Genomic DNA, 23751 nt, shown 5'->3' with positions numbered 1-23751 from the left:
GTCAACAGGTCAGCGAAGTTTTTTTCGCTGCGGTCAGCGCTGTAAAACTCCTCAGCCCGACCACCCCATCAACCCCACAACCCTTGTCGCTGCTGCGTTTGCAGCGCGGTTTGTGTTGCGAGGGGGCGAATATTAAGGGAGCCAACGCAGGCTGGCAAGGGGTTTGTCATCAAAATTTCAGATTTTTCTGGAAATGACGATTACGGCACCTCACCAGCGCGATGTCGGGCCCCTATATATAGAATCATCAATCCGGGACCGGTTCCCGCCCTCCCATCTCCAGAGGACACTCATCCATGACCATTGAAGCAACCTGGCTGGCCGCCTCCGGCGCGAGCGCCTGCGACCTGCGCAACGAGACCGCCACCTGGCGCGCGGACCTGGACGCCCCTGCAGGCGACCCGTCGCTCCCTAACCCCCATGACCTGCTCGACTCCGCGCTGGCCGCGTGCACCACGCTCACGCTCCAGGTGTACGCCAAGCGCAAGGGCTATGACCTACGCGAGGTGCACGTCTCGGTGCGGCACGAAGAGGCGCCCGGCACCTACAAGATGATCCGCACCGTCAAGATCGATGGAGAGCTGCCGCCGAACGTGCGCGAGGATCTGCTGCGCGTGGCAAACAAGTGCCCGGTGCACAAATCCCTGTCCGCCCAGATTTCGATCGAAACCACGCTGACCGCCTAAAGGCACCGCCATTCATTGACTCGACAAATGATAATGGTTATCATTTGAGTTCTCGGGTTTCTGACACGACCTGAGTCAGCAAATGGGTTACCGGACACGACTCGTGTCCGGCCTTTTTTGCTGGCGGCCCCAAAGGCCGATCCCGCCGTCATCATCCTGACCCACCTGTCGCGCAACGTTGTCCTACAGCGCGATCCACATCCCAAGCGCGAAACGCATCCCTCATACGTAGGGCTCCCTCGTCTCATTGGTTCGCTCGCCAACCAAGCCTGTGTTGTAACGCGCTCCGAACGCCACTTGGGCGCTTTCGTGGCCATGTACTGCGGCTTAACATGAAGCCAAAACAAGACATGGCAGCCAGCAGCAGGGAAGCATTGGAGCGGGGACATCTTGGCGAACTACATCGAAGAGTATTGCGCGCGCATCCGACGCGGCGGCGCGCGAGCCATCGCGGACAAACCCGTGATGGTGGATCAGGACGGGACGTACACCATGGCTTACGTGCCGTTCGAACATCGGAACGCCGATGCGCGCCTGGTGCTGGTCAGCACCACGCCGGGCCACACCCACGTGCGGCTCGCCGCATCGGTCACGGAGGAACTGCTGCTCGCGCATACGCCCGGGCGGAGCATCCAGCGCGAGAACAAGCGGCGTGTGGAACTGGGCGGGCGGCTCGTGCGGCCCAACCTGATCCGCATGCTCGACCACTTCCGCGTGCCCGAGCTGATCGGGCAACCCCATGCGGCAGCCTTGTGGAACGATGGGTTCGACGCCATCCAGCCGCTTGCGCTGCTGCCCCATGCCACCACGCGACGCGGGCTCGCATTCGACGGCCCGCTCGACGAACTGCTCGATGTGCCCATGCTCCGCGCCGTCTTCGAGTCGCTGTTCCTCGCGCGGCTCGGGCAGTGCCATCGGCAGGCACTCTTTATAGGACTGGGGCGCACGGCGTGGGCGGGGCTGCGGCATGCCGCCGGGCTAGGTCTGATCGATCGGGGCCAGATGCTGGGGATGATGCCGGTGCCCGCGCGCGCCGGCAGCATGGTGCGGTATTTCCTGCGCGAGATAACCGCCAACGACCTGTCGCCCAATGATCCCGTGCGCCACCGCATCGCGTGGCTGGACGCCGCGCACGCGGAGATGGAAGCCGGCGTGCGCCGCGTGCGTGCCGCCACGGGGCCGGCCAACCAGCCGGATCGGCTGATCGCCTGATACCGGCTGCAGTGTGATGCTGGCCCCACCTAAGTAGGGATCAGCGGCGCCCCCATGTGCCGATAACACTTCTTGAGGATTCTGACCTCCTCGCATTCCCGATTTGCGGCCCCCCATGTTGGTGGAGGGCCGCTATTTTTTTTGGGATGGTCCGTAGCCTATGAGTGACATAAAATGTCACGCGAACATGATCTGGATCTAATGCGGCGCAAATGGGGAAATTTCACGCAGCGATTGCGGAAATTTCCCACAAATTAAGCGACGCTATCTCCATATACTGCCCAGTCAGTGATGACCCCTGGCCAGCCGCCCACGCGGCACGGCCACAAGGCAGTAACGCATGACCACCATCCTGATCGTCGACGATCACCCCGCGCTGCGGCTTGCCATGCGCGCCCATCTCTCCCAGTTGCTGGGCGTGAATGTACTGCTGGAAGCCGACAACGGCCAGAGCGCCATCGAGGCCGTGCGTCGACATAAGCCCGACCTCGTCGTACTCGACCTCGACATCCCCCGCATGAGCGGGCTCGATGCCACGCCACGCATGCGCGCGCTCCATCCGGCCGTGCGTATCCTGATCCTGACCGCCCAGAATCCCACGCCGTTCGCCGCGCGCGCCTACCAGGCCGGCGCGCAGGGCTTCATCAGCAAGACGCAGGACATGGATGCCATCGTCCGCTGCGTGGAAAGCGTGCTCGGCGGCTTTACCGTGTTCCCGAACGGCGCGAGCGCCAATCCCGCCACGGCCGTCACGTTCAGCGACCCCTCGCACGAGTCCCGCATGGTCAGCGACGATGAAGGCCTGCGCAAGCTGTCGGACAAGGAGGTCGTCATCCTGCGCATGCTGGCACGCGGCATGAGCAACAAGATCATCGGCAACGCGCTGTTCATCAGCAACAAGACCGTCAGCAGTTACAAGGCGCGCATCATGGCCAAGCTGCGTGCCGAATCCCTGGTCGATCTGGTCGATTTCGCCCGACGTTGCCAGCTCACCCCGTGACCCGCGCCGGGGCCCGCCGCGTGTTGCCCCGCGCCGAACGCGAAGCCATGGGCGCGGCAGTGGCCAACGCGGCGCGGGATGACCCCGTGCTCTACCGGATGCTGCTCGCCCGGCTGATCGAGACCAACGAGGCGGACATGGCCAACCTGCAGCGGACGGTGGCGATGCGGGACTGGACCGGCGTGCAGCGCACCGTGCACCGCATCAAGGGGAGCGCTGCGCTGTCCCGCTGCCCGACGCTGGTGGCGGCGGGCAAGTCGCTGGAGTCCGCGGCGCGGCAGGGCAAGCCTGCCGTGATCGACGCGCTACTGCCGCGCTATGTCGCCATCGTGACCGAATTCAACGACGCGCTGATCGCCCTGCAGGCTGCCGCGCCCCCCGCCTGCCATCCCGATCCGGCCGAAGATACGTCGCCGTCCAGCCACATTCAGTGAATTTGATGACCCTGCCTACATCATGGCAGTGCAAGGCGCCGGTGGCACTGGCACACTGTGGGTCCATCCGGCCGCCCCCTTCTTTTCGCGCCGGACCCTTTTTCTGGCGGGAGACATGTCGTGGGTGATTTGCAGGCCTTGCTGGACAGCCACGGGCTGTCCCTGGTGTTCCTGAGCGTGCTGGCCGAGCAGGCCGGCCTGCCGGTGCCGGCCTATCCGATGATGTTCGTGGCGGGTGCGCTGTCGATGCAGGAGTCCGGTCCTTCGATTGGCGCCGTGCTGTTCGCGGTGATCTCCGCCTGCCTGATCGCCGATACGGCGTGGTACTTCGCCGGCAAGCGGCTGGGCCAGCCGATGCTGCGCACGATCTGCCGCGTCTCCCTCTCCCCCGACACCTGCATCCGGCAGACCCAGTCGCTCTACCTGCGCGTGGGCCCGCGCTCGCTCGTCTTCGCCAAGCTGCTGCCCGGCGCCGGCGCGCTCTCGACGGCCATGGCCGGCATGACTTCCACGCCGTTCATGACCTTCCTGTTCTACGACGCCCTCGGCGCGCTGGTCTGGGCCGGCGGGGCGCTGCTGGCGGGCGTGGTGTTCAGCGATTTCGTCGATACGATCCTGGCCGCCTTCAGCACCTACGGGCATATCGCCGTGCTGATCGCCGGCGGCGCCTTCGCGCTGTTCATTGCCTGGCGCTTCTGGCTGCGCTGGCGCATGCTGCGCCGCACGGGCCGGATTCCGCGGATGACGGTGATGGAGTTGGAATCGCGCCGCTCGACGGGCGCGCCGCCGCTGGTGGTGGACGTGCGCGCGCATGGCGTCGCCCCCATCGAGCGCATTCCCGGCGCGCTGGTCATGGAGCTGCACGCGCCGCTGGAAACGCTGGGCGAGCATTCGCCCGAACATGACATCGTGATCTACTGCGCCTGCCCCCATGAGATGTCCGCCGCCGTGCTGGCGGAGCGGCTGCGTGTGGCGGGCTACCGCCACACCTGGGCGCTGGCGGGCGGGTTCGACGAATGGAAGCGCCTGCAGGGCGCCTTGTCGACCCCGGCCGATGAGGCCAGCAACGACGCGGCCGACCCCGCCAAGCAGGCCTCCGCGCACTAATCCACCCGCCGTACCCCCGGAGCAACCGCCGCTTCCTATACTTGGCGCAGGCCATTGTGCAGGGAGGGCGGCATGCCAGGCGAAGACCCGGGTTGGGACGATGAAGCCGCGCGCGTGGCGCACCGCCGGCGCATGCTCGATATTCCCCGGCACAGCGCCGGCCAGACCTACGCGCTCGCCCTCTCCGGCGGCGGCATCCGCAGCGCCACGTTCTGCCTCGGCGTGATGCAGGCGATGGCCGAAGCGCCGAATCCCGCCCAGACGCCCGCCCGGACGCCCCTCGACACCCCGCCCTCCCCCACTGTCGCCGGCACCCAGTCGCTGCTGGCCCAGTTCGACTATCTCTCCACCGTCAGCGGCGGCGGCTACCTTGGCGCGTTCTTCGTCAGCCTGTTCGTGCCCGGACGGCTGCGGCGCGGCACCAGCGCCGTGCAGGCCGCGCAGGATGCCTACCGGACGATGCAATACGAACCGCCGGGCCGCATCCACACCTCGGTCTCCTATGCCGAGACCCCGGGCCGGGCCGCCGTGGCGTGGCTGCGCGAGAACGGCCGCTACCTCACCCCCACCGGCGCGGGCGACAACCTCTACGCCGCCGCCGTGGTGGTGCGCAACTGGCTGGCCATGCAATATGTGATTGGCAGCGCACTACTGGTGCTACTGGCCGCGCTGGCGCTGGGGCTGCACCTGGCCACGGGCGCATGGCACGGACTCGCCCGCAACGAGATGGACCTGCTCCACGCCGCGCGCCTGGCGTTCTACGAGGAACGGCTGGCCATCTGGTGGAGCCCCTTGCTCTGGCTGCCGGTGGCCTCCGCGCTGCTGTTCGCCGTGCCCCCCGGCATCGCGTTCTGGCTGGTCTACCCGCGTTCGGACGACCCGCGCCAGCCCGTACGAGTGCTGAACAACGCCGTGCTGCTCGCGGCGCTGATCGGCGCGGCCTTCCTGGCCACCGCGTGGTGGTTCCAGCAGCTGCAGCCGTCGCCACGGCTGGCCTACGCCTGCTTCGCCATCGGCATCCTGGCCTGGCTGGGCGTGGCGTCCTGCCTGGTCATGGTGATGCCGGCCCCGCGCTCGGTGACCATGTTCCGCGTGCGCGCCACGCGGGCGCTGCGCACGGCGATGGGGGTCACCGGCGCGCTGGCCGCGCTGGGCCTTGCCGATACCGCCGCGCGCACCTGCTATCTCTATAGCTATCTGACCGTGCATCCGTGGGGCGCGCTCGGCCCGGCCGGCACGCTGGGCGTGCTGGTCTGGCTGGTCCGCTATGGCGCCAATCTGCTCGATAACGGCCACAAGGGCGCCGGCGATTCGTCCTGGCGCGCGATGCTGAACCGCCTGCCCGTCTCGCTGCTGGCCGGGGCGCTGGCGGCCGTGCTGGCATTGCTCGTCTTCGTGCTCTGGTCGTGGATCGTGCTCTGGGTGCGGTGGGATGGCGGCGAGCCGGTCGACTGGCTCGTCTTCGGCAAGGCCTGGACCACGCCCGCGCTGGCCGTGCTGACGGGGCTCGCGCTGGTCATGGCGATGGTGGTGGGGCGCTTCGCGGGCTTCCTGAACCTGTCCACGCTCCAGTCGTTCTACGCCTCCCGGCTCACGCGCGCCTATCTGGGTGCCTCCAACGGCAACCGCTTCACCGCCACGGCGGGCAGCCCGGACGCGCGGCAGCGCTTCAGCGTGGCCGAGCCCGCCCCGGACGACGCCCTGAGCCTCAACGACTATTACGATCCCCGCGTGCTGGCGCCGCTGCACCTGATCAACGTCACGCTGAACCTGACCGTCGATCCGGCCGAGCAGCTCGTGCAGCGCGACCGCAAGGGCAAGCCGCTGTGCGTCTCGCCGGGCCCCGCGCTGGCCCAGCCGGGCGCCCCGCAGCAATTGCCCGCCGATACCTACGTGCGATTCAGCGTCGATGGGCGGCCTTGCTGCGCGATGTCGCAGGAACGCACCTTCCGCCGTCATCCCGGCGAGATGGCCCACGCACGCACCGTGGGCGACTGGGTGGCGATCTCGGGCGCCGCCATCTCCACCGGTCTCGGCCGCGCCTCCACGCTGGGCACCTCGCTGCTGATGGGGTTCGCCAACCTGCGGCTCGGCGTCTGGTGGCCATCGCGGCTGGATGCTGGCAGCGGGCACGCCCCCATGCGCCGGCGCGGCGCGGCGGGGCGCGCGCGGCCCACGCTCGGCGTGCTGACCGGCCTGTTCCGCACGCAGTACTACCTCGGGTGCGAACTCGCCGCGCGCTTTCACGGCACGCGGCGGGGCTGGCAGTACCTGTCCGATGGCGGCCATTTCGAGAACACCGCCGTCTATGAACTGCTGCGCCCGGAGCGCCGCGTAGCGCTGATCGTGCTGTGCGACTGCGGCTGCGACGCCGACTACCGCTTCAAGGATCTCGCCAACCTGATCCGGCTGGCCCGCATCGACTTCGGACTCGAAATCGTGGTGGACACCGCCGCCGCGAGCGACCCCGTGCTCAAGACCGTGTTCGGCACCATGGATGACTTTGCCGCCGATGCCAGCCCGGAGAGCCGAATGAAGGTCGGGCTGCTGCTCAATGCCTTCGTGGCCGGCCAGGGCGGCGCCCCGGACGCCCCGCCAGTCACCCGCATCATCCTGCTGAAGCCGCGCCTCACGCCCACCGCGCCGGCCGATGTGCGCCAGTACGGCGCCGTCCATCGCGACTTCCCGCAGCAAGGCACCGCCGACCAGTTCTTCGATGAAGCACAGTGGGAGAGCTACCGCGCGCTGGGGTTCGACATCGGCCGGCGCATTGCCCAGGGGCCCGTAGCGCAGCGGCTGTTCACCTAGCGCAGCGGCTGTTCGGGTAACGCGCGTAGCCCCACGGTTAGCAGGGCTACTCGGCGGGCGCCAGCACGATTCGGCGCACGTGACTACCATAGCCCCGTTCCCGTCTCCACATGGCGCGCCGGTCACCCCGGCCGCGCCCCGCATCCATGATTCCGTATTCCCTGCTCGACCTTTCACCGATCGTGGAAGGCAGCGATGCCGGCCAGGCCATGCGCAACACGCTGGACCTGGCGCAGCACGCCGAACGCCTTGGCTATCGCCGCTTCTGGCTGGCCGAGCATCACAACATGCCCGGCATTGCCAGCGCAGCCACGTCCGTGCTGATCGGCTACGTGGCGAATGGCACGTCCACCATCCGCGTCGGCTCGGGCGGCGTGATGCTGCCGAACCACTCGCCGCTGGTGATTGCCGAGCAGTTCGGCACGCTGGCTGCGCTGTATCCGGGCCGCATCGACCTCGGGCTGGGCCGCGCGCCCGGCTCCGACCAGGCCACGGCGCGCGCGCTGCGCCGCCAGCTCAGCCACGACAGCGCCGACACCTTCCCGCAGGATGTGGAAGAACTGCAGGCCTATTTCGATGAGGTGCGCCCGGGCCAGCGCCTGCGCGCGGTGCCCGGCGCGGGCCTGAAGGTGCCGCTGTGGCTGCTCGGATCGAGCCTGTTCAGCGCGCAATTGTCCGCCGCGATGGGGCTGCCGTTTGCGTTCGCGTCGCACTTCGCGCCCGGCTTCATGCGCCAGGCCGTGGACCTGTACCGGCGCACCTTCCGCCCGTCCGAACAGCTCGATCGCCCGCACGTGATGCTCGGCGTCAACGTGTTCGCCGCCGACACCGGTGACGAGGCGCGCCGGCTGTTCTCGTCGCTCCAGCAGCAGTTCCTGGCACTGGTGCGCGGCACGCCGGGCCAGCTCAAGCCGCCCGTGGACAACATGGACCTGCTCTGGGACGCCAGCGAGGCCGACCACATCCGCCGCTCGCTGGCCGTCTCGGTCGTGGGCGACCCCGCCGCCGTGCGCGACGGCCTGCAACGTTTCGTGGATGACCTGCGCCCCGACGAACTGATGCTGACCGGCCAGATCTACGATCACGCGGCGCGGCTCAAGTCGTTCGAGATTGCCGCGAAGGCGGTGCGCGCCCTGTCGCTCTCGCCCACGCAACTGGCCTGAACCGTCAGCGCCAGAAAGCAAAAACCGCGGCCAAGGCCGCGGTTTTTGTTTGCGTACGAGCAGGATCGATCAGGCCGTCGCCAGCCGGAACGCCGACACCGCGCGCATCATCGACTGGGCCTGCTCGGCCAGCGAATGGGCGGCGGCAGCCGCTTCCTCGACCAGTGCCGCGTTCTGCTGCGTCACCGAGTCCATCTGCGTCACGGCCTGGCCCACCTGCTCGATGCCGGTGCTCTGCTCGGCGGAAGCCGCGCTGATCTCGCCCATGATGTCCGTCACGCGGCGCACCGCACCCACCACCTCGTGCATGGTCTCGCCGGCCTTGGCCACCAGCACCGAGCCGTTGTCCACCTGCGCCACCGAGTTGTCGATCAGCGTCTTGATCTCCTTCGCGGCGTTGGCGCTGCGCTGGGCCAGACTGCGCACCTCGCCCGCCACCACGGCGAAGCCCCGGCCCTGCTCGCCGGCCCGGGCCGCTTCCACGGCCGCGTTCAGGGCCAGGATGTTGGTCTGGAAGGCGATGCCTTCGATCACGCCGATGATGTCGACGATCTGGCGCGAGGCGTTGTTGATCTCGCCCATCGTCGCCACCACCTCGCTGACCACCTCGCCGCCACGATTGGCAATGTCCGAGGCATTCACGGCCAGCGCGCTGGCCTGCCGCGCGTTGTCCGCGTTCTGGCGCACGATGCCGGTCAGCTCTTCCATGCTCGACGCGGTCTGCTCAAGTGCCGAAGCCTGCTCTTCGGTGCGCTGGGAGAGATCGGTATTGCCCGCCGAGATCTGGTCCGTGGCCGTGGCGATGGAACCCGCCGCGCCACGAATCTCGCCCAGCGTGCCCGCCAGGCGGGTCTGCATGCGCTGCATGGCGGCCAGCACGCTCTGCTCGTCGCCAGCGCGCACGGTCACCGGCACGGTCAGGTCGCCGCCGGCGATGCGCGTGACCGCTTCCACCGCGTAGGCCGGCTCGCCGCCGAGGCTGCGCTTGACGGTGCGCATCAGCCAGAGCATCACCGCCGCGATCAGCGCGCCAATCAGCAGCGTGCTGACGAGGGCGTTGATCAGGTTGGCGCGGAACGCGTCTTCCACATCGACCAGGAACACGCCGGTGGCCACGAACCAGTCCCAGTCCGCCACGTAGCGGCCATAGGTCAGCTTGCGCTGCGGGTTTTCGGTGCCGGGCAGGCGGCCACGGTAGGTCGAGAAACCGGCCTCGGGGCCCGTGGTGCGGCGCGCGCCTTCCAGGATGGCGCGGTAGACGTAGACACCATCCGGGTCCTTGAACTCGCCGACCTGGTTGCCTTCCGTCTGCGGCAGGCCCGGGTTCAGGATCACCTGCGGCTTGGAATCGATGATGAACAGGTAGCCGTTCTGGCCGAAACGCATCGCGCGCAGCGCGTCCTTGGCGGCGGTCTGGGCGTCTTCCTTCGACATCTGGCCCTTGGCGGCACGCGCCGCGTACAGCTTGACGATGCCCTCGCCGGTGGCGACCAGCGACTGCAGGCTCTCGCGCCGCTCGCCCATCATCACGGACCTGGTGTGGAAGGCGTTCCAGGTGCCGAGCGCGAGCAGCAGCAGCCACATGACGGCAAGCGCCGCCCAGAGTTTGGTGTTCAGAGTGAGACGGTTCATGATCGGGAGGCTGTTGGGAATTCCCTGGGATTAACGACGCCGCAGCCACATTCCCTTAGCTTCCGTTAGCACCAGGGGGCCAAGATGGGCGATGATCGGGAAAATTGCGCCGCACTGTCCACCTGGAGCCCCCTGCCATGACCGCTCAGCCGTCCGCCACCTTCGCCTTCATCGATCCAGACCCCGCCGAGGCCGATCCGCTGCAGGGCGAACTGGCGCTGCTGGACCACGCCGCCCTGCGCGGCCCGGTGGCGCAGTTGTGGGAGGCGCCGCTGTCACTGGTGATTCCGCGCAGCTACCTGCGCCAGCCCGGCATCGAGGCCGCCCGCGCGGACTTTGCCGCCCGGGGCTGCCCGGTCTGGCTGCGCATGTCGGGCGGCGGGCTGGTGCCGCAGGGGCCGGGCATCCTGAACGTGAGCCTGGCCTACGCGGTGCCGAAGGGCGCGGCTACGTGGATGGAGCCCGTCTATATCCACCTGTGCGATGTGCTGGCGGACGGGCTGCGCCAGCTGGGCGTGGAAACCCACTGGCAGGCGGTGGAAGGGTCGTTCTGCGACGGGCGCTACAACCTGGCCTGGGGGCCGGGCGATGCAGCGCGCAAGATCGCCGGCACCGCGCAGTACTGGCGCCGCGCGCCGGCCGCCGCGCAATCGGACGATGGCCAGCGCCATCTGGTGCTGGCGCACGCCATCCTGCTGGTGAGCGCGGACCCGGTCGAGATCAATGCCCGCGCCAATGCGTTCGAGGCGGCCATCGGGAGCGGCCGGCACTACGACCCGGCCAAGGTGGTCAGCGTGCGCGAGGCGGCCGGCATCGAGGACGATCCCCAACTGACGCCGCGCGTGGCCGAGGCGATCCGCGCCGCCATCGCCCGCACGCCGCCGCCGGGCGCCTAGCGCGCCGTGAAGCGGATGTCGCCGTACCAGGCGCGCGCGTTGGCGCCGGTGTTGTCGGTATCGGTCATCAGGCCATAGCCCAGCAGCTTGCCGGGCTTTTCGCGGAAGACCTTCTGGAAGTCCGCACTCACATTGCGGCGCAGCTTCTGCCATTTGCCGGCATCGGCCGCGCCGCCCACCACGATCATCTGCACCCGGTTGGTATGCGGATTGGCGATGACCGTGCCCACCGGCGCGCTGTTGGTCCAGATATACATCAGCGTGGCGTAGGGCAGCTTGTCGCCGACCGCGCCCGAGATGGCCATGCCGGCGCGCTCGCCAATCGACAGGTTGCTGCTTTCGCCGTCGAAGAAGAACACCAGCCGGGCGGGGGCGTCCTCGCGCTTGGCGTCGCGGTTGTCGGCGTCCGGGATCGGGCCGGCCACCTTCCAGCGCCATTGCACCACCGGCGTGGCCGCGAGGTCGAAGTCGCCAGCGTGGATCAGGCCGGAGGCCGCGCCGGTGGCATCGGCCTCGAGCACCGTGGTGCCCTGGTCGGCCACCAGCGCGTAGCGCGTGAGGGCCTTGCCGCTGACCACGGGCTTGTTCTGCCAGCCCTCCGGCAGCGCGCCGCCGGGCCGGCTGGCGGAGAAGGCAACGCCGGGGTCGTCGGCACGGGCCGCCGTGGCAAGGGTCATGGCCGAGGCCGCCACCATGGCGGCGAGCATCGGCAATATCGGACGAGTAAGACGAAGGACCGGGGCGCGCATCGTGACCGCCTTTTGTTATGGTGACGGGTGAAATTCAGATCATTCGCATGGACTGCTCAGTCCATTGTAGAAAGCGCCGCCGGCCGGCACCGTGCGGCGTAGGCCGAAATCGGCTTCGGACGGACGCTGACAGGATCTGGCGCGCCCTCGCCACAAGTACCGCATCCGCCACTTCACATACCTGCTTACAAACTGGGCCACGGCCGGGCCGCAGGCCGGTGGTATCGTGCTGCCTCGCGCGGTGCGGGTCTGGCCGCGCGCCGTCATCTCCGCTCCCCTGATTCCCGCATGCGTGCTGCTGTCGTTCGATCCCTGTTGTCCGCGGTCCTGATGTTGGCCGCGCCCGTGTCCGTGCTGGCCGACGGCACCTTCCCGGCGTCCGAGACCCCGGAGCCGCCTGCCGCCGTCACGCCGGTGGCGTTCGCCAAACCCACCGCCAAACTGCCGCCGCTGCGCTTCCTGCTGACATTCGACGATGGCCCGGACGCCGGCCCGGATGGCAGCACGCCGCTGATCCTGCGCCAGTTGGCCGACAACCCGATCGCGCCCGGCATCAAGGCCATCTTCTTCGTCCAGACCGCGCATCCGCGCCGGGGCGGCGGCGCGGCCGGGCGCGCCCAGATGCGCGACACCTGCGCCGCCGGCCACCTGCTCGCCGTGCACAGCGGCGTGGTGGAGGGCCATGTCTCCCATACCAAGCTGGCGCCGACCGAGCTGGCGGCGTCGCTGCGCGCGGGCGAGGCGGACATCGCCGCCCAGTGCCGCCACGTGGCACAACTGGTGCGGCCGCCCAACTGGGCCTATAACGATGAGACGCGGGGCGTCTACCAGGGACTGGGCCTGGGCATGCTCATGGCCGACGCCAACGCGCGCGACGGCAAGATCTACGGCTGGCACATCAGCCTGCGGCGGCGCTCCCATATGGTGAGCGAGCTGGAGCAGGTGCGCGCGGCCATCGGCGCGCGGCGGCTCCAGCCGGTGAACGGCGTGGTGCCGGTGGTGGTGAGCTTTCATGACACCAACGACTACACGGCGTCGCACATGACCGAGTACCTCCAGATCCTCGTCGATGCCGCGCGCGAGAACGGCCTGCCGCTGGCCGACCCGCCCTTCTATACCGACGCCCGCGCCGCCGAACGCGCCGCTTTGGTGCGTGCCAGGGACGGCGACTACGCGCGGCAAAGCTGGCCCTGACCGGCGCCTGCTCCGGCAGGGCCCAATCGGCCATGTGGCACCGCACGAGGAATTCGTAGAAGTGCTACGCTAACGGCCCGTGGTGCCCTAACCGGAGAATCACCGTGCCCCGCAAGACCCCCATCGAACGCTATCGCAACATCGGTATCAGCGCGCATATCGACGCCGGCAAGACGACGACGACCGAGCGCATCCTGTTCTACACCGGCGTGAACCACAAGCTGGGCGAGGTGCATGACGGGGCCGCCACCATGGATTGGATGGAGCAGGAGCAGGAGCGCGGCATCACCATCACGTCGGCCGCCACCACGGCCTTCTGGAAGGGGATGGCGGGGAACTACCCCGAGCATCGCATCAACATCATCGACACCCCCGGCCACGTGGACTTCACCATCGAGGTGGAACGCTCCATGCGCGTGCTCGACGGCGCCTGCATGGTGTACGACGCCGTGGGCGGCGTGCAGCCGCAGTCGGAAACCGTCTGGCGCCAGGCCAACAAGTACAAGGTGCCGCGCATCGCGTTCGTCAACAAGATGGACCGCGTGGGCGCCGACTTCTTCCGCGTGCAGACCCAGATCGCCGATCGCCTGAAGGGCAACGCCGTGCTGATCCAGATTCCGGTCGGCGCCGAGGATCATTTCCAGGGCGTGGTCGATCTCGTGAAAATGCGCGCCATCGTCTGGGACGATACGAGCCAGGGCGTGCACTTCGAGTACACCGACATCCCGGCCGCGCTGCAGGCCACCGCGCAGGAATGGCGCGAGAAGATGGTCGAGGCCGCCGCCGAAGCCAGCGAGGACCTGCTCGAGCGCTACCTGAGCGGCGAGCCGCTGACCGAGGAAGAGATCAAGGCCGGGCTGCGCAAACGCACCATCGCCGGTGAAATCGTGCCGATGCTATGCGGCAGCGCCTTCAAGAACAAAGGCGTGCAGGCGATGCTGGACGCGGTGATCGACTACCTGCCGTCGCCGGCGGACGTGCCCGCCATCCTCGGCCACACCGAGGACGACAAGGAAGCCGAGCGCCACCCGAACGACGACGAGCCGTTCTCGGCGCTCGCCTTCAAGATCATGACCGACCCGTTTGTCGGCCAGCTGATCTTCTTCCGCGTGTATTCGGGCGTGGTGAATTCGGGCGACACGGTCTACAACCCGGTCAAGTCCAAGCGCGAACGGCTGGGGCGCATCCTCCAGATGCACGCCAACGTCCGCAACGAGATCAAGGAAGTGCGCGCCGGCGACATCGCCGCGGCCGTGGGCCTCAAGGAGGCCACCACGGGCGACACCCTGTGCGATCCCGACAAGGTCATCATCCTCGAACGCATGACCTTCCCGGAGCCGGTGATCTCGCAGGCCGTGGAACCGAAGACCAAGGCCGACCAGGAGAAGATGGGCATCGCCCTGAACCGGCTGGCCCAGGAAGACCCGTCGTTCCGCGTGGCGACCGACGAGGAGTCCGGCCAGACCATCATCTCGGGCATGGGCGAGCTGCACCTGGAAATCCTGGTGGACCGGATGAAGCGCGAGTTTGGCGTGGAGGCCTCGGTCGGCAAGCCGCAGGTGGCCTACCGCGAGACCATCAAGAGCACCGCCAAGGACGTGGAAGGCAAGTTCATCAAGCAGTCGGGCGGGCGCGGCCAGTACGGCCACGTGGTGCTGAACCTCGAGCCGATGCCGCAGGGCGGCGGCTATGCCTTCGTCGATGCCATCAAGGGCGGCGTGGTGCCACGCGAGTTCATCCCGGCGGTGGACAAGGGCATCAAGGAGACGCTGGAAGCCGGCGTGCTGGCCGGCTACCCGGTGGTGGACGTGAAGGCGACGCTGGTGTTCGGCTCGTACCACGATGTGGATTCGAACGAAAACGCGTTCCGCATGGCGGGTTCCATGGCGTTCAAGGAAGGCATGCGCCGCGCCAAGCCGGTGCTGCTGGAGCCGATGATGTCCGTGGAGGTGGAAACGCCCGAGGAATTCACCGGCAACGTGATGGGCGACCTCTCCTCGCGGCGCGGCATGGTGCACGGCATGGAAGATATCGCGGGCGGCGGCGGCAAGATCGTGCGCGCCGAGGTGCCGCTGGCGACGATGTTCGGCTACTCCACCTCGCTGCGCTCCCTCACCCAGGGCCGCGCCACCTTCACGATGGAGTTCAAGCACTACGCCGAAGCCCCGGCCAACGTGGCCGAGGCGGTGATCAGCTCGCGCAAGAACTGAGCACGGGTGTTCTCCCCTTCCCGGAGGGAGCGGGGAGAACACCATGCGCCACCCGTCATCGATTCATGGCATGATGCTCCGGCGGCCACACGCCGCCTCATCCACTGCTACGGGAGCGCACCATGATGGCATTCCTCGGTACTGTGCTGGTTGGACTTGTCGTGGGGCTCATCGCCCGCGCCATCAAACCTGGCGACGACAAGATGGGCTGGATCATGACGATCCTGCTGGGCGTGCTTGGCGCGCTGGCGGCCGGCTACATCGGCCGGTCGATGGGGTACTACCAGCCGGGCGAGGCCGCCGGATGGATTGCCTCGGTCATCGGTGCCATCGTGCTACTGGTGATATACGACCTGGTTCGCCGTAAGAACTGAAGCGCCTTCCTTGCCGCAACGCTGCAGCGCGGTGGTGCTGCCCGGGGCGGCCATCGCCGCGACCTGCGGCGCCACCGAACGCAGCACGCGCACGGCCAGCGCGCTCGTGAACGCGTAGCGCGCCGCATACGGTTCGCGCACGTGGATCGTCACCGTGCCGAAATAGCGGTCCCCCAGCAGGAACACGAAGGTGGCCGACCGGTTGACCGAGCGCGACGAAATCACGCGCCCGCCCGGACCATAGGTCTGGAAGCGCTGGTCGCCCGTACCAGTCTTGCCGCCAATCATCAGCGGCGCGCCGGGCTGCCCCGGCCGGCTGACCGGCGTGAAGGCCCCCCGGATCGACTTGGCCGTGCCACTCTCCACCACATCGAACATCGAACGCCGCACCAGCGCGGCAATCTCCGGCGCAATCAGCACCTTGCCCGGCCCCGGGCGCAGGGCGTATGTCGTGGCATAGGGGGTGTCGGCGGCAAAGGCGAGCGTGCGGATCGTGGACGGCTGGGCATCCACCCCATTGCCGAGGATGATGCCGGCCAGCTCCGACAGCGCCGCCGGGCGGTCACCCGAGGCGCCGATGGCCGTGGCGTACGACGGCGTCAGCGAATCGAACGGATAACCGAGCCGCTGCCAGCGCTTGGCCACCTTGTCGAACGCCTCCTTCTCCAGCAGCGTGCGGATGCGGGCGTCCTGCCCCAGCTTGCTGCGGGTCTTGAACAGCCACTTGTAGACGTATTGCCGCTCGTCCGCGCTGGCCTTGAGCACCTCGCTCAGCGTGGCATCCGGGTTGTTGCCGAGGTATTCCACCATCCACAGTTCCAGCGGATGGATGCGCGACAGGTAGCCCCGGTCGTTCAGGTCGAATTTGTCCTTCCCGTACTTGTCGTAGAGCTTGTGCAGGTCTTCCTCGGACGGCTGCTTCTGCTTGGGCAGCCGTGCGCGCACCAGGCCGGCGTAGGTGTCGAAATCGGTGGCCGGCCGGGCGCTCAGCAGCGTCACCGAGAGGCGCACGGCCCCAAGGTAGGGCGTCGGCTGCTTCACGCGACCTAGCAGAACGTTCAAACGCTCATCCGAAGTCTTGCCCCGGTAGCGCTGCCAGAACGCCGTCATATAGGAGCTGCCTTCCTCGTCGGCAAAGCGCTCCAGATACGGCCGGCGGCCCGGGTCGCTGCGGTCTTCCATCAGCGCGGTGGCTTCCGGGTGGGCCTGGTGGACTTCGTACTTCACGATGTCGCGCATCATCCGGATGAATACGAGATTGACCGAATGCTGGAAGGCCACGCGCACCGTCATCTGGCGCTCGCCCTCCCATTTCTCGAAGTTCGTGAAGCTCTGCATGCCGCCGCCGGTGTAGAACGCCTCGCCGGCATTGCCCGAGTACTTGCGCTCCATCGCGGCTTCGAGGATGGCCCCGCGCGAGCGCTCGGCCGGCGTCTTGGCCTTGATCAGCGTGTCGATCACCCAGCGGGTCAGCGCGTCCTGGCGCGGCACCTGGATCGCGGCCAGCTCGGCCCGGCTCAGGCTGACGTGGCGATCGTAGATCTCGTTGATGACTTCCAGATAGGTGACCAGCGTGCGCAGCTTGGCGGTGGAGCCCAGGTTCAGCCGCGCCCCCGCGTTGATGTCGAACGGCTGGTCGACATTGTCGGCCTGCACCCGCACCAGGCTGGCGTTGCCCACGCGCTCGAACAGCGTGAAGCTGGCCACGAGCCGCGACGGGTCGTCGCCCTCGCGCAGCAGGTTCTTGCCGTACAGGCCCATCTCGTGGGCATCGGTCTTGTTGCGGATGCGCAGCAGCGTGTCCGTGACCATGCGTTGCACTTCACGGTTGATGCTGCTGTCGACGGTCAGGTCGAGGCGGTCCAGCGCGTAGCGGCTGTCCACGCCCAGCAGGTGCGACACATCGTTACGCACCTGGTTGACCGCCTTGCGCGTCACCCAGGGCGCCGGGTCGGGCCGCTGCGGCGGGGCCGCCTTGTCCAGCGACTGCGCCAGCGCGGCGTCGCGCAACTCCGGAGTGATGGTATTGGTGGCCGCCAGCAGCCGCAGGTAGCTGCCGGTCAGCGCGTCCAGGTTGGTATCGTCGCGCCGCAGGTGATACGACGGCCGGCGCTGCGAGACGATCAGCGACAGCGCGCGCTTGTACGCCTGGGCCTCGCGCGGGGTGGGGTGGCGCGGGTCCATGTTGCGGATCAGCGCGTTGACCTCGCCGAAGTCCTCGCCGTACCAGACGTACAGCCCGTCGCCAATGCCGTTGATCTCGCCATGCCCCACGCGCGCGGAGAGCGGCACCGTGTTCAGGTAGTCGAGCACGATGTTTTCGCGGGCGCGCTGGGTGTCGGGACCGTTGACATAGGCGCGCAGCGAGGCCGAGGTCATCTGGCGGAACTTGTCTGGAATCGACTGGGTCCGCCCCTCGGGCGAATGGCGGAATTTCTCGATCTGGGTGGCGAGCGTGCTGCCGCCGGCCGAGTCGTGGTGCCGGTCGGCCAGCTTCACGGCCTGGTCGAGCACCGCCCGCGAGAACCGGCGCCAGTCCACGGCCGGATTCATCATCGGATACTCGGGATTGAGCAGGTTCTGGTTCTCGACGTAGAGCAGCGACGCCACCACCACCTTCGGCACCGCGTCGAAACTATCGTACTGGCGTTGGGGATAGCGTTCGAAGGCAAGCGTCAGCGCGTTGCAGTCGCGCACGATCAGGCCGGCCTGGTTTTTCTCTCGGTAGGGCGGAAAGATGCCCTCGTCCATCAGCCGGACGAGATCCGGCGACATGCGCACCTGCGCGCTCGTGGCAAACCCGTGCCGCAGCAGGCGCTCGCCGAACTCGGGCAGGCGCTCGTAGCCCAGGCGCTCGTCGTACGGACCGGAATGGGGATAACGGATGCTGTCGCTCGCGCCGGGCTGGATTTCGTAGGTCAACGACTTGCCCAGCCGGCTCATGTACAGAGCCTGCCATTGCGACGTGCGAACCTCGTGCGTGACGAGGGTCACAACCATGTAGGCGCCGCCACATACGGCAACCGCCAAGCCAGCGAGAATCCAGCGACGACGTGACACGTTTCGGCATCCGGTTGCGCTTGCGCCCACCAGTTCCGGGGCGCCACCAGCTTTTTCATTGCAGGCTGCCGCGCCAGCATCGGCGTGCGACGGCCTGTATTGATATTACTAGCAACCAGCGTGGAGTGGCATGCCGAAGTGGGCTGGCGCACGCTTTCAAACACGGAATTTCTTGCGGCGCCGTGCCCGGCACGCAACACGTGGCGGGCCGGCACGCCACAAGGGCGCCGCGAGCCGCCCGCGCGTCACACGCGGGCGGTGCGGCCATGTCAGTTTTGCACTGACCGGCTTATGCCGATGCCACCGCCGATGCCACCGGGCGCCCGCCGAACGGATAGCTCGGATCGGTGTAGCCGGGCGTGGAAGCATGGCCGCGCGGCACGAGCTTATCGACCAGCGCCTCTTCCTGCGCCGAAATCGCGACGTTCACTGCGCCGAAGTAGTCCTCGAACTGCGCCAGCGTGCGCGGCCCGGCGATCACGCTGCTGATGATCGGATTGGCCAGCACCCAGGCCGTGGCGAACTGGCCCGGCGTGATGCCGCGCCCTTCGGCATGCGCCTTGAGCTGCTGGGCGATGACCAGCGACTCCTCGCGAAACTCGGTTTCCATCATGCGACGGTCCGCCCGGCCAGCGCGGCTGTCTGCGTCCGGCTTCTGGCCCGGCAGGTACTTGCCGGTCAGCACGCCGCGCGCGATCGGGCTGTAGGGCACCACGCCCAGGCCGAAATGTTCGCAGGCCGGCAGGATTTCCACCTCCGGCATCCGGTTCAGCAGGTTGTAGTACGGCTGGCAGGCCACCGGGCGCGGCACGCCCAGGCGGTCGCACAGGTTGGCGATCTCGGCGATACGCCAGCCACGGAAATTCGACACGGCCCAGTAGCGGATCTTGCCGGCGCGGATCAGGTCGCCCATGGCGCGCACCGGTTCCTCAAGATTGGCGCCGGCGAAGTCGCGGTGCAGGTAGAGGATGTCCACATAGTCGGTGGCCAGCCGGCGCAGGCTGTCTTCCACCTCGCGCAGGATCCACGTACGTGAATAGTTCGACTGGTTCGGACGGCTGCCCATCAGGTTGCCCAGCTTGGTGGCGAGCACCCAGTCGTGGCGGTCGGCAATCAGCAGGCGGCCCACCATCTGCTCGGAGCCGCCCTTGCTGTAGACGTCGGCGGTGTCGATGAAATTGACGCCGTGGTCACGGGCGCTGGCCACGATGCGGGCGGCCTCGGCCTCGTCGGTCTGGTCGGCGAACATCATCGTGCCCAGACACAGGGCGGAAACGTTCAGGTTGCTGGCGCCGAGGCGGCGGTACTGCATGGTGAAATCTGGCATGGCGAATTCCCAGGGTAGTCGAGGCCGAAGCAAGGGGTCTGGCGGCGCCTGCGCGACCGCCAGCGCGCATTGTGCGCCGATGTGGCACGGCTTGCAGGCGACGCGGCGCTAGAGGCGCTTTCGGGCGCTTTCGGGCACTTTCGGGTGACTTCGGGGCAGTACCCCTGTCGATTCAGGCTTCCACGGGGTGGAATCCGGGCAGCGCCGGTACCCGCTCGGCCAGGAAGGCCAGCAGCGCCCGCGTGCGCGCCGGCTGGTGGCGGCGCGACGGATAGACCAGATAGGCATCCTGCGCCGGGCCCTGCCAGCCGGGCAGCACCGGGGTCAGCGCGTCGGTGTCGAGCAGGTCCTGCACGAGCCAGGCCGGCGTCAGGCCAAACCCGGCGCCCGCCAGGAAGCTCTCGCGCATGGCCAGCGAGTTGTTGGCGCGATAGCGGCACGGCGCGTCCACCTTGGCGACGTTGCCTTGGGTATCGGTCAGCACGATCTCGTCCCCGGCGGAAAGCCAGGTGAAGCGCAGCAGGTCGTGACCGGCCAGATCGGCCGGCTGCCGCACCGGGGCATGGCGCGCGAGGTAGCCCGGGGCGGCCACGAGCCCGCGCGGCGACACCGCGATGCGCCGCGCCACCACATTGGGCGGCAGCGACGCGCCGAGCCGCACCGCTACGTCCACGCCCGCCTCCACCAGATCGACGAAACGGTCGTCGAAGACCAGTTCGACATCGACCTCCGGATACCGGGCGAGGAAATCGAGGATCAGTGCATTGAGCCGCAGCACGCCAAAGCTGACCGGCGCGCTGAGGCGCACCTTGCCCACGGGGCGATCCGCCCGGCCGCGCGCATCGGCGGTGGCTTCGGCATAGGCGTCGAGCACGGTCAGGGCATGGGCATAGAAGCGACGGCCGGCCTCGGTCGGCTGCAAGTGGGTGGTGCTGCGCTCGAGCAGCCGCACATCTAGGTCCGCCTCCAGCGCGGCTACGGTCTTGCTGATGGTCGGCTGGGTGCTGTCCAGCTCACGCGCCACGGCGGAGAGGCTGCCCAGCTCCACGGCGCGGGTGAAGACGTGCATCGCCTTGAGGGTGTCCATGTCATTCTTAATTGGAATGATTGATATGCGATTCTGCCGCGTTCTCGTGCGAATCGGAATAGGTGACAGTGGGGCCATTCCCACTTTGATGAGAGTTTTCTGATGTCTGCCTACTCGCTGCTTCGCATGGTTGCCCTGACGGGCTGCATCGCCGCCGGCCCCGCCATGGCCGCCCCGCAATGGGTGCCGACCTGGGTGGCCAGCCAACAACCGGTCTGGCGACCTGATGAACTGCCCTTGCCGACTGGCTTGCCGGCCCGGCTTGATGACCGCACGGTGCGGCAGGTCGCCCGCGTCAGCATCGGCGCGAGTCGGGTGCGCGTGGTGCTATCCAATCAGTACGGCCGGGTGCCGCTGACTGTCGATGCCATCCAGCTCGCTCGTCATGCCGGCGGCGGCGTGATCGATCCGACCACCAATCATGCGGTGACCTTCGCCGGCAAACCCGCGATCTCCATCCCGCCCGGCGCCACGGCGACCAGCGACCCGGTGTCACTGCCGGTGCCAGCACTGGCCGAGGTGGCGGTCAGCCTCCACCTGCCGGCGCCGGTGCGGATCGCCACCTTCCACTGGGATGGCCGGCAGACCGCCTATATCGCCGATGGCCACCACGTGACGGACGCCGCCCTGCCCCGGCCCGAGACCTTCCAGGCAAGGCTGCTGCTGTCCGCCATCGAGGTGGAAGCCCGCCAGCCGGCGCCCGTCATCGTCGCGCTCGGCGATTCGATCACCGAAGGCAACGGCGCCACGCCCGACGCCAACCGGCGCTGGCCTGACGTTCTCGCCGCCCGGCTGGCCGGAGACGGCATCGCGGTCCTCAACGCGGGCATCTCGGGCGGGCAACTGCTGCGCGCCGGCATGGGCGAAGCGGGCCGCGCGCGCTTCGAGCGCGACGTGCTCGATGTGGCCGGCGTGCAGGCGGTCATCGTCGCGCTGGGCATCAATGACATCGGCTGGCCCGGCTCGACTTTCCTGCCGACGACCCGCTTGCCCGCCGCCCCCGACCTGATCGCCGGCTACCAGTCCCTGATCGACCGCGCGCACCGGCGCGGGGTGCGCGTGATCGGCGCCACGATCACGCCGTTTGCGGGCGCGCTGGCTGTGGAAGGGTCGCCGATCCACGGCTACGCCAGCCCGGAGAAGGACGCGCTGCGCCAGCAGGTGAACCACTGGATCCGCACCAGCGGCGCCTTCGATGCCGTAGCGGACTTCGACGCCGCCCTGCGCGCCCCGGCCCGCCCGGACGCCCTGCAGACAGCCTTCGACAGCGGCGACCACCTCCACCCTGGCGACCGGGGCTATGCAGCGATGGCCGGCGCCATCGACCCCGCCGCGCTGTTGCCTGCGCGCCAGCCATGAAAAAAGCCGGCAAGGGCAACCTTGCCGGCTTTTCTGGCGATGCCTGCCCGCGCTCAGTCTTCGAGCTTCGGCAGCGCGGCGCTGGTCTTGGTCGACAGCAGGCCGCTCTTCGCGTACGTCTGGAGCTTCTCGCGGGTGTCCACGATGTCCAGCGTGCGCATCGTCAGTTGGCCGATGCGGTCCAGCGGCGTGAACATCGATTCGCCCTTTTCCATCGTCAGCCGTTCCGGCTTGTAGGTCAGGTTCGGCGACGTGGTGTTCAGGATCGAGTAGTCGTTGCCACGACGCAGTTCGATGGTCACCTCGCCGGTCACGGCGCCCGCCACCCAGCGCTGGGCGGTTTCGCGCAGCATGATGGCCTGCGGGTCGAACCAGCGGCCCTGGTACAGCAGGCGGCCCAGGCGGCGGCCGTTGTCGCGGTACTGCTCGATGGTGTCTTCGTTGTGGATGCCGGTGATCAGGCGCTCGTAGGCGATGAACAGCAGCGCGAGGCCCGGGGCTTCGTAGATGCCGCGGCTCTTGGCCTCGATGATCCGGTTCTCGATCTGGTCGCTCATGCCCAGGCCGTGGCGGCCGCCGATGACATTGGCTTCCATGAACAGGTCCACGCTGTTCGCGAAGGTCTTGCCGTTCAGGGCCACGGGCTGGCCTTCCTCGAAGCGCACGGTCACTTCCTCGCGCTTCACTTCCACGTCATCGCGCCAGAACTGCACGCCCATGATCGGCTGGACGATGCGGATGCCCGAGTTCAGGTGCTCGAGATCCTTGGCCTCGTGCGTGGCGCCAAGCATGTTCGAGTCCGTCGAATACGCCTTTTCGGCCGACATCTTGTAGTCATGGCCGCTCTGGCGCATGAACTCGGACATTTCGGCGCGACCGCCCAGTTCGTCGATGAACTGCTGGTCCAGCCACGGCTTGTAGATCTGCAGGCCCGGGTTGGTCAGCAGGCCGTAGCGGTAGAAACGCTCGATGTCGTTGCCCTTGAACGTGCTGCCATCGCCCCAGATGTTGACGCCATCGTCCTTCATCGCGGCCACCAGCATCGTGCCGGTCACGGCGCGGCCGATCGGCGTGGTGTTGAAGTACGTCACGCCAGCCGTGGAAATGTGGAATGCACCGCACTGCAGCGCGGCGATGCCTTCGGACACCAGCTGCACGCGGCAATCCACCAGACGCGCTTCCTCGGCGCCGTACGCCTTGGCGCGGCGGGGAATGTCGTCGTAGTCCGGCTCGTCGGGCTGACCCAGGTTGGCCGTGTAGGCGTAGGGAATGGCGCCCTTCTGGCGCATCCAGAGGAGCGCGGCGCTGGTGTCGAGTCCGCCCGAGAAGGCGATTCCGACGCGCTGGCCGGAAGGAATGTGCTGCAGGATGGTAGTCATCGCCAGAAATCTAGGTGAATTTGTCGGCTCTTGGGGCGCTCCCGCGTGAAACCCCCACACGGCAGCCGATGCGG

At 67.9% G+C, this 23751-nt stretch carries 19 protein-coding genes; 13 read left to right on the top strand and 6 right to left on the bottom strand.

Translation table 11 applies throughout. The features are described 5' to 3' along the window. The 8 genes from AC1DP9_RS26900 to AC1DP9_RS26865 form a co-directional block, all read left to right on the top strand. Positions 1 to 197: hypothetical protein (locus AC1DP9_RS26900; protein WP_477108981.1), on the top strand; the 197-nt coding region annotated here is incomplete at its 5' end. A gap of 99 nt (positions 198 to 296) precedes the next feature. Beyond that, complete coding sequence (locus AC1DP9_RS26895) at positions 297 to 686, top strand: OsmC family protein (RefSeq protein ID WP_092301581.1); 390 nt, start codon at positions 297 to 299, stop codon at positions 684 to 686. Positions 687 to 1076: 390 nt separating this feature from the next. Next, the gene (locus AC1DP9_RS26890; RefSeq protein ID WP_092301584.1) at positions 1077 to 1898 is read left to right on the top strand and encodes a hypothetical protein; all 822 of its coding nucleotides are present in this window, start codon (positions 1077 to 1079) and stop codon (positions 1896 to 1898) included. Between the two features lie 340 nt (positions 1899 to 2238). Beyond that, positions 2239 to 2898 (top strand): response regulator transcription factor, encoded by a 660-nt coding sequence (locus AC1DP9_RS26885; RefSeq protein ID WP_092301587.1) that lies wholly within the window; start codon positions 2239 to 2241, stop codon positions 2896 to 2898. 20 nt (positions 2899 to 2918) lie between these two features. Next, the gene (locus tag AC1DP9_RS26880) at positions 2919 to 3332 is read left to right on the top strand and encodes an Hpt domain-containing protein (RefSeq protein ID WP_441593701.1); all 414 of its coding nucleotides are present in this window, start codon (positions 2919 to 2921) and stop codon (positions 3330 to 3332) included. A gap of 120 nt (positions 3333 to 3452) precedes the next feature. Further along, positions 3453 to 4439, top strand: a complete 987-nt coding sequence (locus AC1DP9_RS26875) for a DedA family protein/thiosulfate sulfurtransferase GlpE (protein ID WP_092301593.1) — start codon at positions 3453 to 3455, stop codon at positions 4437 to 4439. Positions 4440 to 4511: 72 nt separating this feature from the next. Next, on the top strand, positions 4512 to 7247 hold the full coding sequence (locus AC1DP9_RS26870) for a hypothetical protein (protein ID WP_477108980.1): 2736 nt from the start codon (positions 4512 to 4514) through the stop codon (positions 7245 to 7247). 146 nt (positions 7248 to 7393) lie between these two features. Next, entirely contained in the window at positions 7394 to 8410 is a 1017-nt protein-coding gene (locus tag AC1DP9_RS26865; protein WP_092301599.1) for an LLM class flavin-dependent oxidoreductase, read from the top strand. Between the two features lie 69 nt (positions 8411 to 8479). Here the strand turns inward: AC1DP9_RS26865 and AC1DP9_RS26860 are convergent, their stop codons facing one another. Further along, positions 8480 to 10042, bottom strand: a complete 1563-nt coding sequence (locus AC1DP9_RS26860; protein WP_477108979.1) for a methyl-accepting chemotaxis protein — start codon at positions 10040 to 10042, stop codon at positions 8480 to 8482. A gap of 137 nt (positions 10043 to 10179) precedes the next feature. Between AC1DP9_RS26860 and AC1DP9_RS26855 the strand changes: the two genes are divergently transcribed. Continuing rightward, complete coding sequence (locus AC1DP9_RS26855; RefSeq protein ID WP_477108978.1) at positions 10180 to 10938, top strand: lipoate--protein ligase family protein; 759 nt, start codon at positions 10180 to 10182, stop codon at positions 10936 to 10938. On the opposite strand, the gene AC1DP9_RS26850 is transcribed toward AC1DP9_RS26855, so the two are convergent. Continuing rightward, positions 10935 to 11645, bottom strand: a complete 711-nt coding sequence (locus AC1DP9_RS26850) for a DUF3047 domain-containing protein (RefSeq protein WP_177220022.1) — start codon at positions 11643 to 11645, stop codon at positions 10935 to 10937. The genes AC1DP9_RS26855 and AC1DP9_RS26850 overlap by 4 nt on opposite strands. 372 nt (positions 11646 to 12017) lie before the next feature. Here AC1DP9_RS26850 and AC1DP9_RS26845 point away from each other — a divergent pair, with 372 nt between their 5' ends. The 3 genes from AC1DP9_RS26845 to AC1DP9_RS26835 all read left to right on the top strand — a co-directional run bounded on the left by AC1DP9_RS26845 (position 12018) and on the right by AC1DP9_RS26835 (position 15465). Then, the gene (locus AC1DP9_RS26845; protein ID WP_255371001.1) at positions 12018 to 12881 is read left to right on the top strand and encodes a polysaccharide deacetylase family protein; all 864 of its coding nucleotides are present in this window, start codon (positions 12018 to 12020) and stop codon (positions 12879 to 12881) included. A gap of 104 nt (positions 12882 to 12985) precedes the next feature. After that, the gene (gene fusA / locus AC1DP9_RS26840) at positions 12986 to 15091 is read left to right on the top strand and encodes an elongation factor G (RefSeq protein WP_092301611.1); all 2106 of its coding nucleotides are present in this window, start codon (positions 12986 to 12988) and stop codon (positions 15089 to 15091) included. Positions 15092 to 15213: 122 nt separating this feature from the next. Continuing rightward, positions 15214 to 15465 (top strand): GlsB/YeaQ/YmgE family stress response membrane protein, encoded by a 252-nt coding sequence (locus AC1DP9_RS26835; protein ID WP_092301614.1) that lies wholly within the window; start codon positions 15214 to 15216, stop codon positions 15463 to 15465. Here the strand turns inward: AC1DP9_RS26835 and AC1DP9_RS26830 are convergent. The 3 genes from AC1DP9_RS26830 to AC1DP9_RS26820 form a co-directional block, all read right to left on the bottom strand. Next, positions 15427 to 18465: a transglycosylase domain-containing protein gene (locus tag AC1DP9_RS26830; protein WP_477108977.1), complete on the bottom strand. Its 3039-nt coding sequence runs from the start codon at positions 18463 to 18465 to the stop codon at positions 15427 to 15429. The genes AC1DP9_RS26835 and AC1DP9_RS26830 overlap by 39 nt on opposite strands. Before the next feature lie 349 nt (positions 18466 to 18814). Next, entirely contained in the window at positions 18815 to 19852 is a 1038-nt protein-coding gene (locus AC1DP9_RS26825) for an aldo/keto reductase (RefSeq protein ID WP_477108976.1), read from the bottom strand. 172 nt (positions 19853 to 20024) lie between these two features. After that, entirely contained in the window at positions 20025 to 20939 is a 915-nt protein-coding gene (locus AC1DP9_RS26820; protein WP_477108975.1) for a LysR family transcriptional regulator, read from the bottom strand. Positions 20940 to 21041: 102 nt separating this feature from the next. Between AC1DP9_RS26820 and AC1DP9_RS26815 the strand changes: the two genes are divergently transcribed. Then, positions 21042 to 22298 carry an SGNH/GDSL hydrolase family protein gene (locus AC1DP9_RS26815; RefSeq protein ID WP_477108974.1) on the top strand — a complete coding sequence of 419 codons (1257 nt, stop codon included), beginning with the start codon at positions 21042 to 21044 and terminating at the stop codon, positions 22296 to 22298. Positions 22299 to 22351: 53 nt separating this feature from the next. Here the strand turns inward: AC1DP9_RS26815 and argG are convergent, their stop codons facing one another. Continuing rightward, positions 22352 to 23677 (bottom strand): argininosuccinate synthase, encoded by a 1326-nt coding sequence (gene argG / locus AC1DP9_RS26810; protein WP_092301629.1) that lies wholly within the window; start codon positions 23675 to 23677, stop codon positions 22352 to 22354. Between the last annotated feature and the right edge of the window lie 74 nt (positions 23678 to 23751).

The organism is Cupriavidus sp. 01L43, assembly GCF_056399925.1.
Note: the sequence above shows the minus strand (reverse complement) of the source record. Positions and strands in the feature narration are given on the sequence as shown.

Bases quoted from the DNA above. Each gene is read 5' to 3' on its own strand.
- AC1DP9_RS26895 (WP_092301581.1), top strand. From the start codon at position 297: ATGACCATTGAAGCAACCTGGCTGGCCGCCTCCGGCGCGAGCGCCTGC.
- AC1DP9_RS26885 (WP_092301587.1), top strand. From the start codon at position 2,239: ATGACCACCATCCTGATCGTCGACGATCACCCCGCGCTGCGGCTTGCC.
- AC1DP9_RS26870 (WP_477108980.1), top strand. From the start codon at position 4,512: ATGCCAGGCGAAGACCCGGGTTGGGACGATGAAGCCGCGCGCGTGGCG.
- AC1DP9_RS26865 (WP_092301599.1), top strand. From the start codon at position 7,394: ATGATTCCGTATTCCCTGCTCGACCTTTCACCGATCGTGGAAGGCAGC.
- AC1DP9_RS26860 (WP_477108979.1), bottom strand. From the start codon at position 10,042: ATGAACCGTCTCACTCTGAACACCAAACTCTGGGCGGCGCTTGCCGTC.
- AC1DP9_RS26855 (WP_477108978.1), top strand. From the start codon at position 10,180: ATGACCGCTCAGCCGTCCGCCACCTTCGCCTTCATCGATCCAGACCCC.
- AC1DP9_RS26850 (WP_177220022.1), bottom strand. From the start codon at position 11,645: ATGCTCGCCGCCATGGTGGCGGCCTCGGCCATGACCCTTGCCACGGCG.
- AC1DP9_RS26845 (WP_255371001.1), top strand. From the start codon at position 12,018: ATGTTGGCCGCGCCCGTGTCCGTGCTGGCCGACGGCACCTTCCCGGCG.
- AC1DP9_RS26835 (WP_092301614.1), top strand. From the start codon at position 15,214: ATGATGGCATTCCTCGGTACTGTGCTGGTTGGACTTGTCGTGGGGCTC.
- AC1DP9_RS26830 (WP_477108977.1), bottom strand. From the start codon at position 18,465: ATGGTTGTGACCCTCGTCACGCACGAGGTTCGCACGTCGCAATGGCAG.
- AC1DP9_RS26825 (WP_477108976.1), bottom strand. From the start codon at position 19,852: ATGCCAGATTTCACCATGCAGTACCGCCGCCTCGGCGCCAGCAACCTG.
- AC1DP9_RS26820 (WP_477108975.1), bottom strand. From the start codon at position 20,939: ATGGACACCCTCAAGGCGATGCACGTCTTCACCCGCGCCGTGGAGCTG.
- AC1DP9_RS26815 (WP_477108974.1), top strand. From the start codon at position 21,042: ATGTCTGCCTACTCGCTGCTTCGCATGGTTGCCCTGACGGGCTGCATC.
- argG (WP_092301629.1), bottom strand. From the start codon at position 23,677: ATGACTACCATCCTGCAGCACATTCCTTCCGGCCAGCGCGTCGGAATC.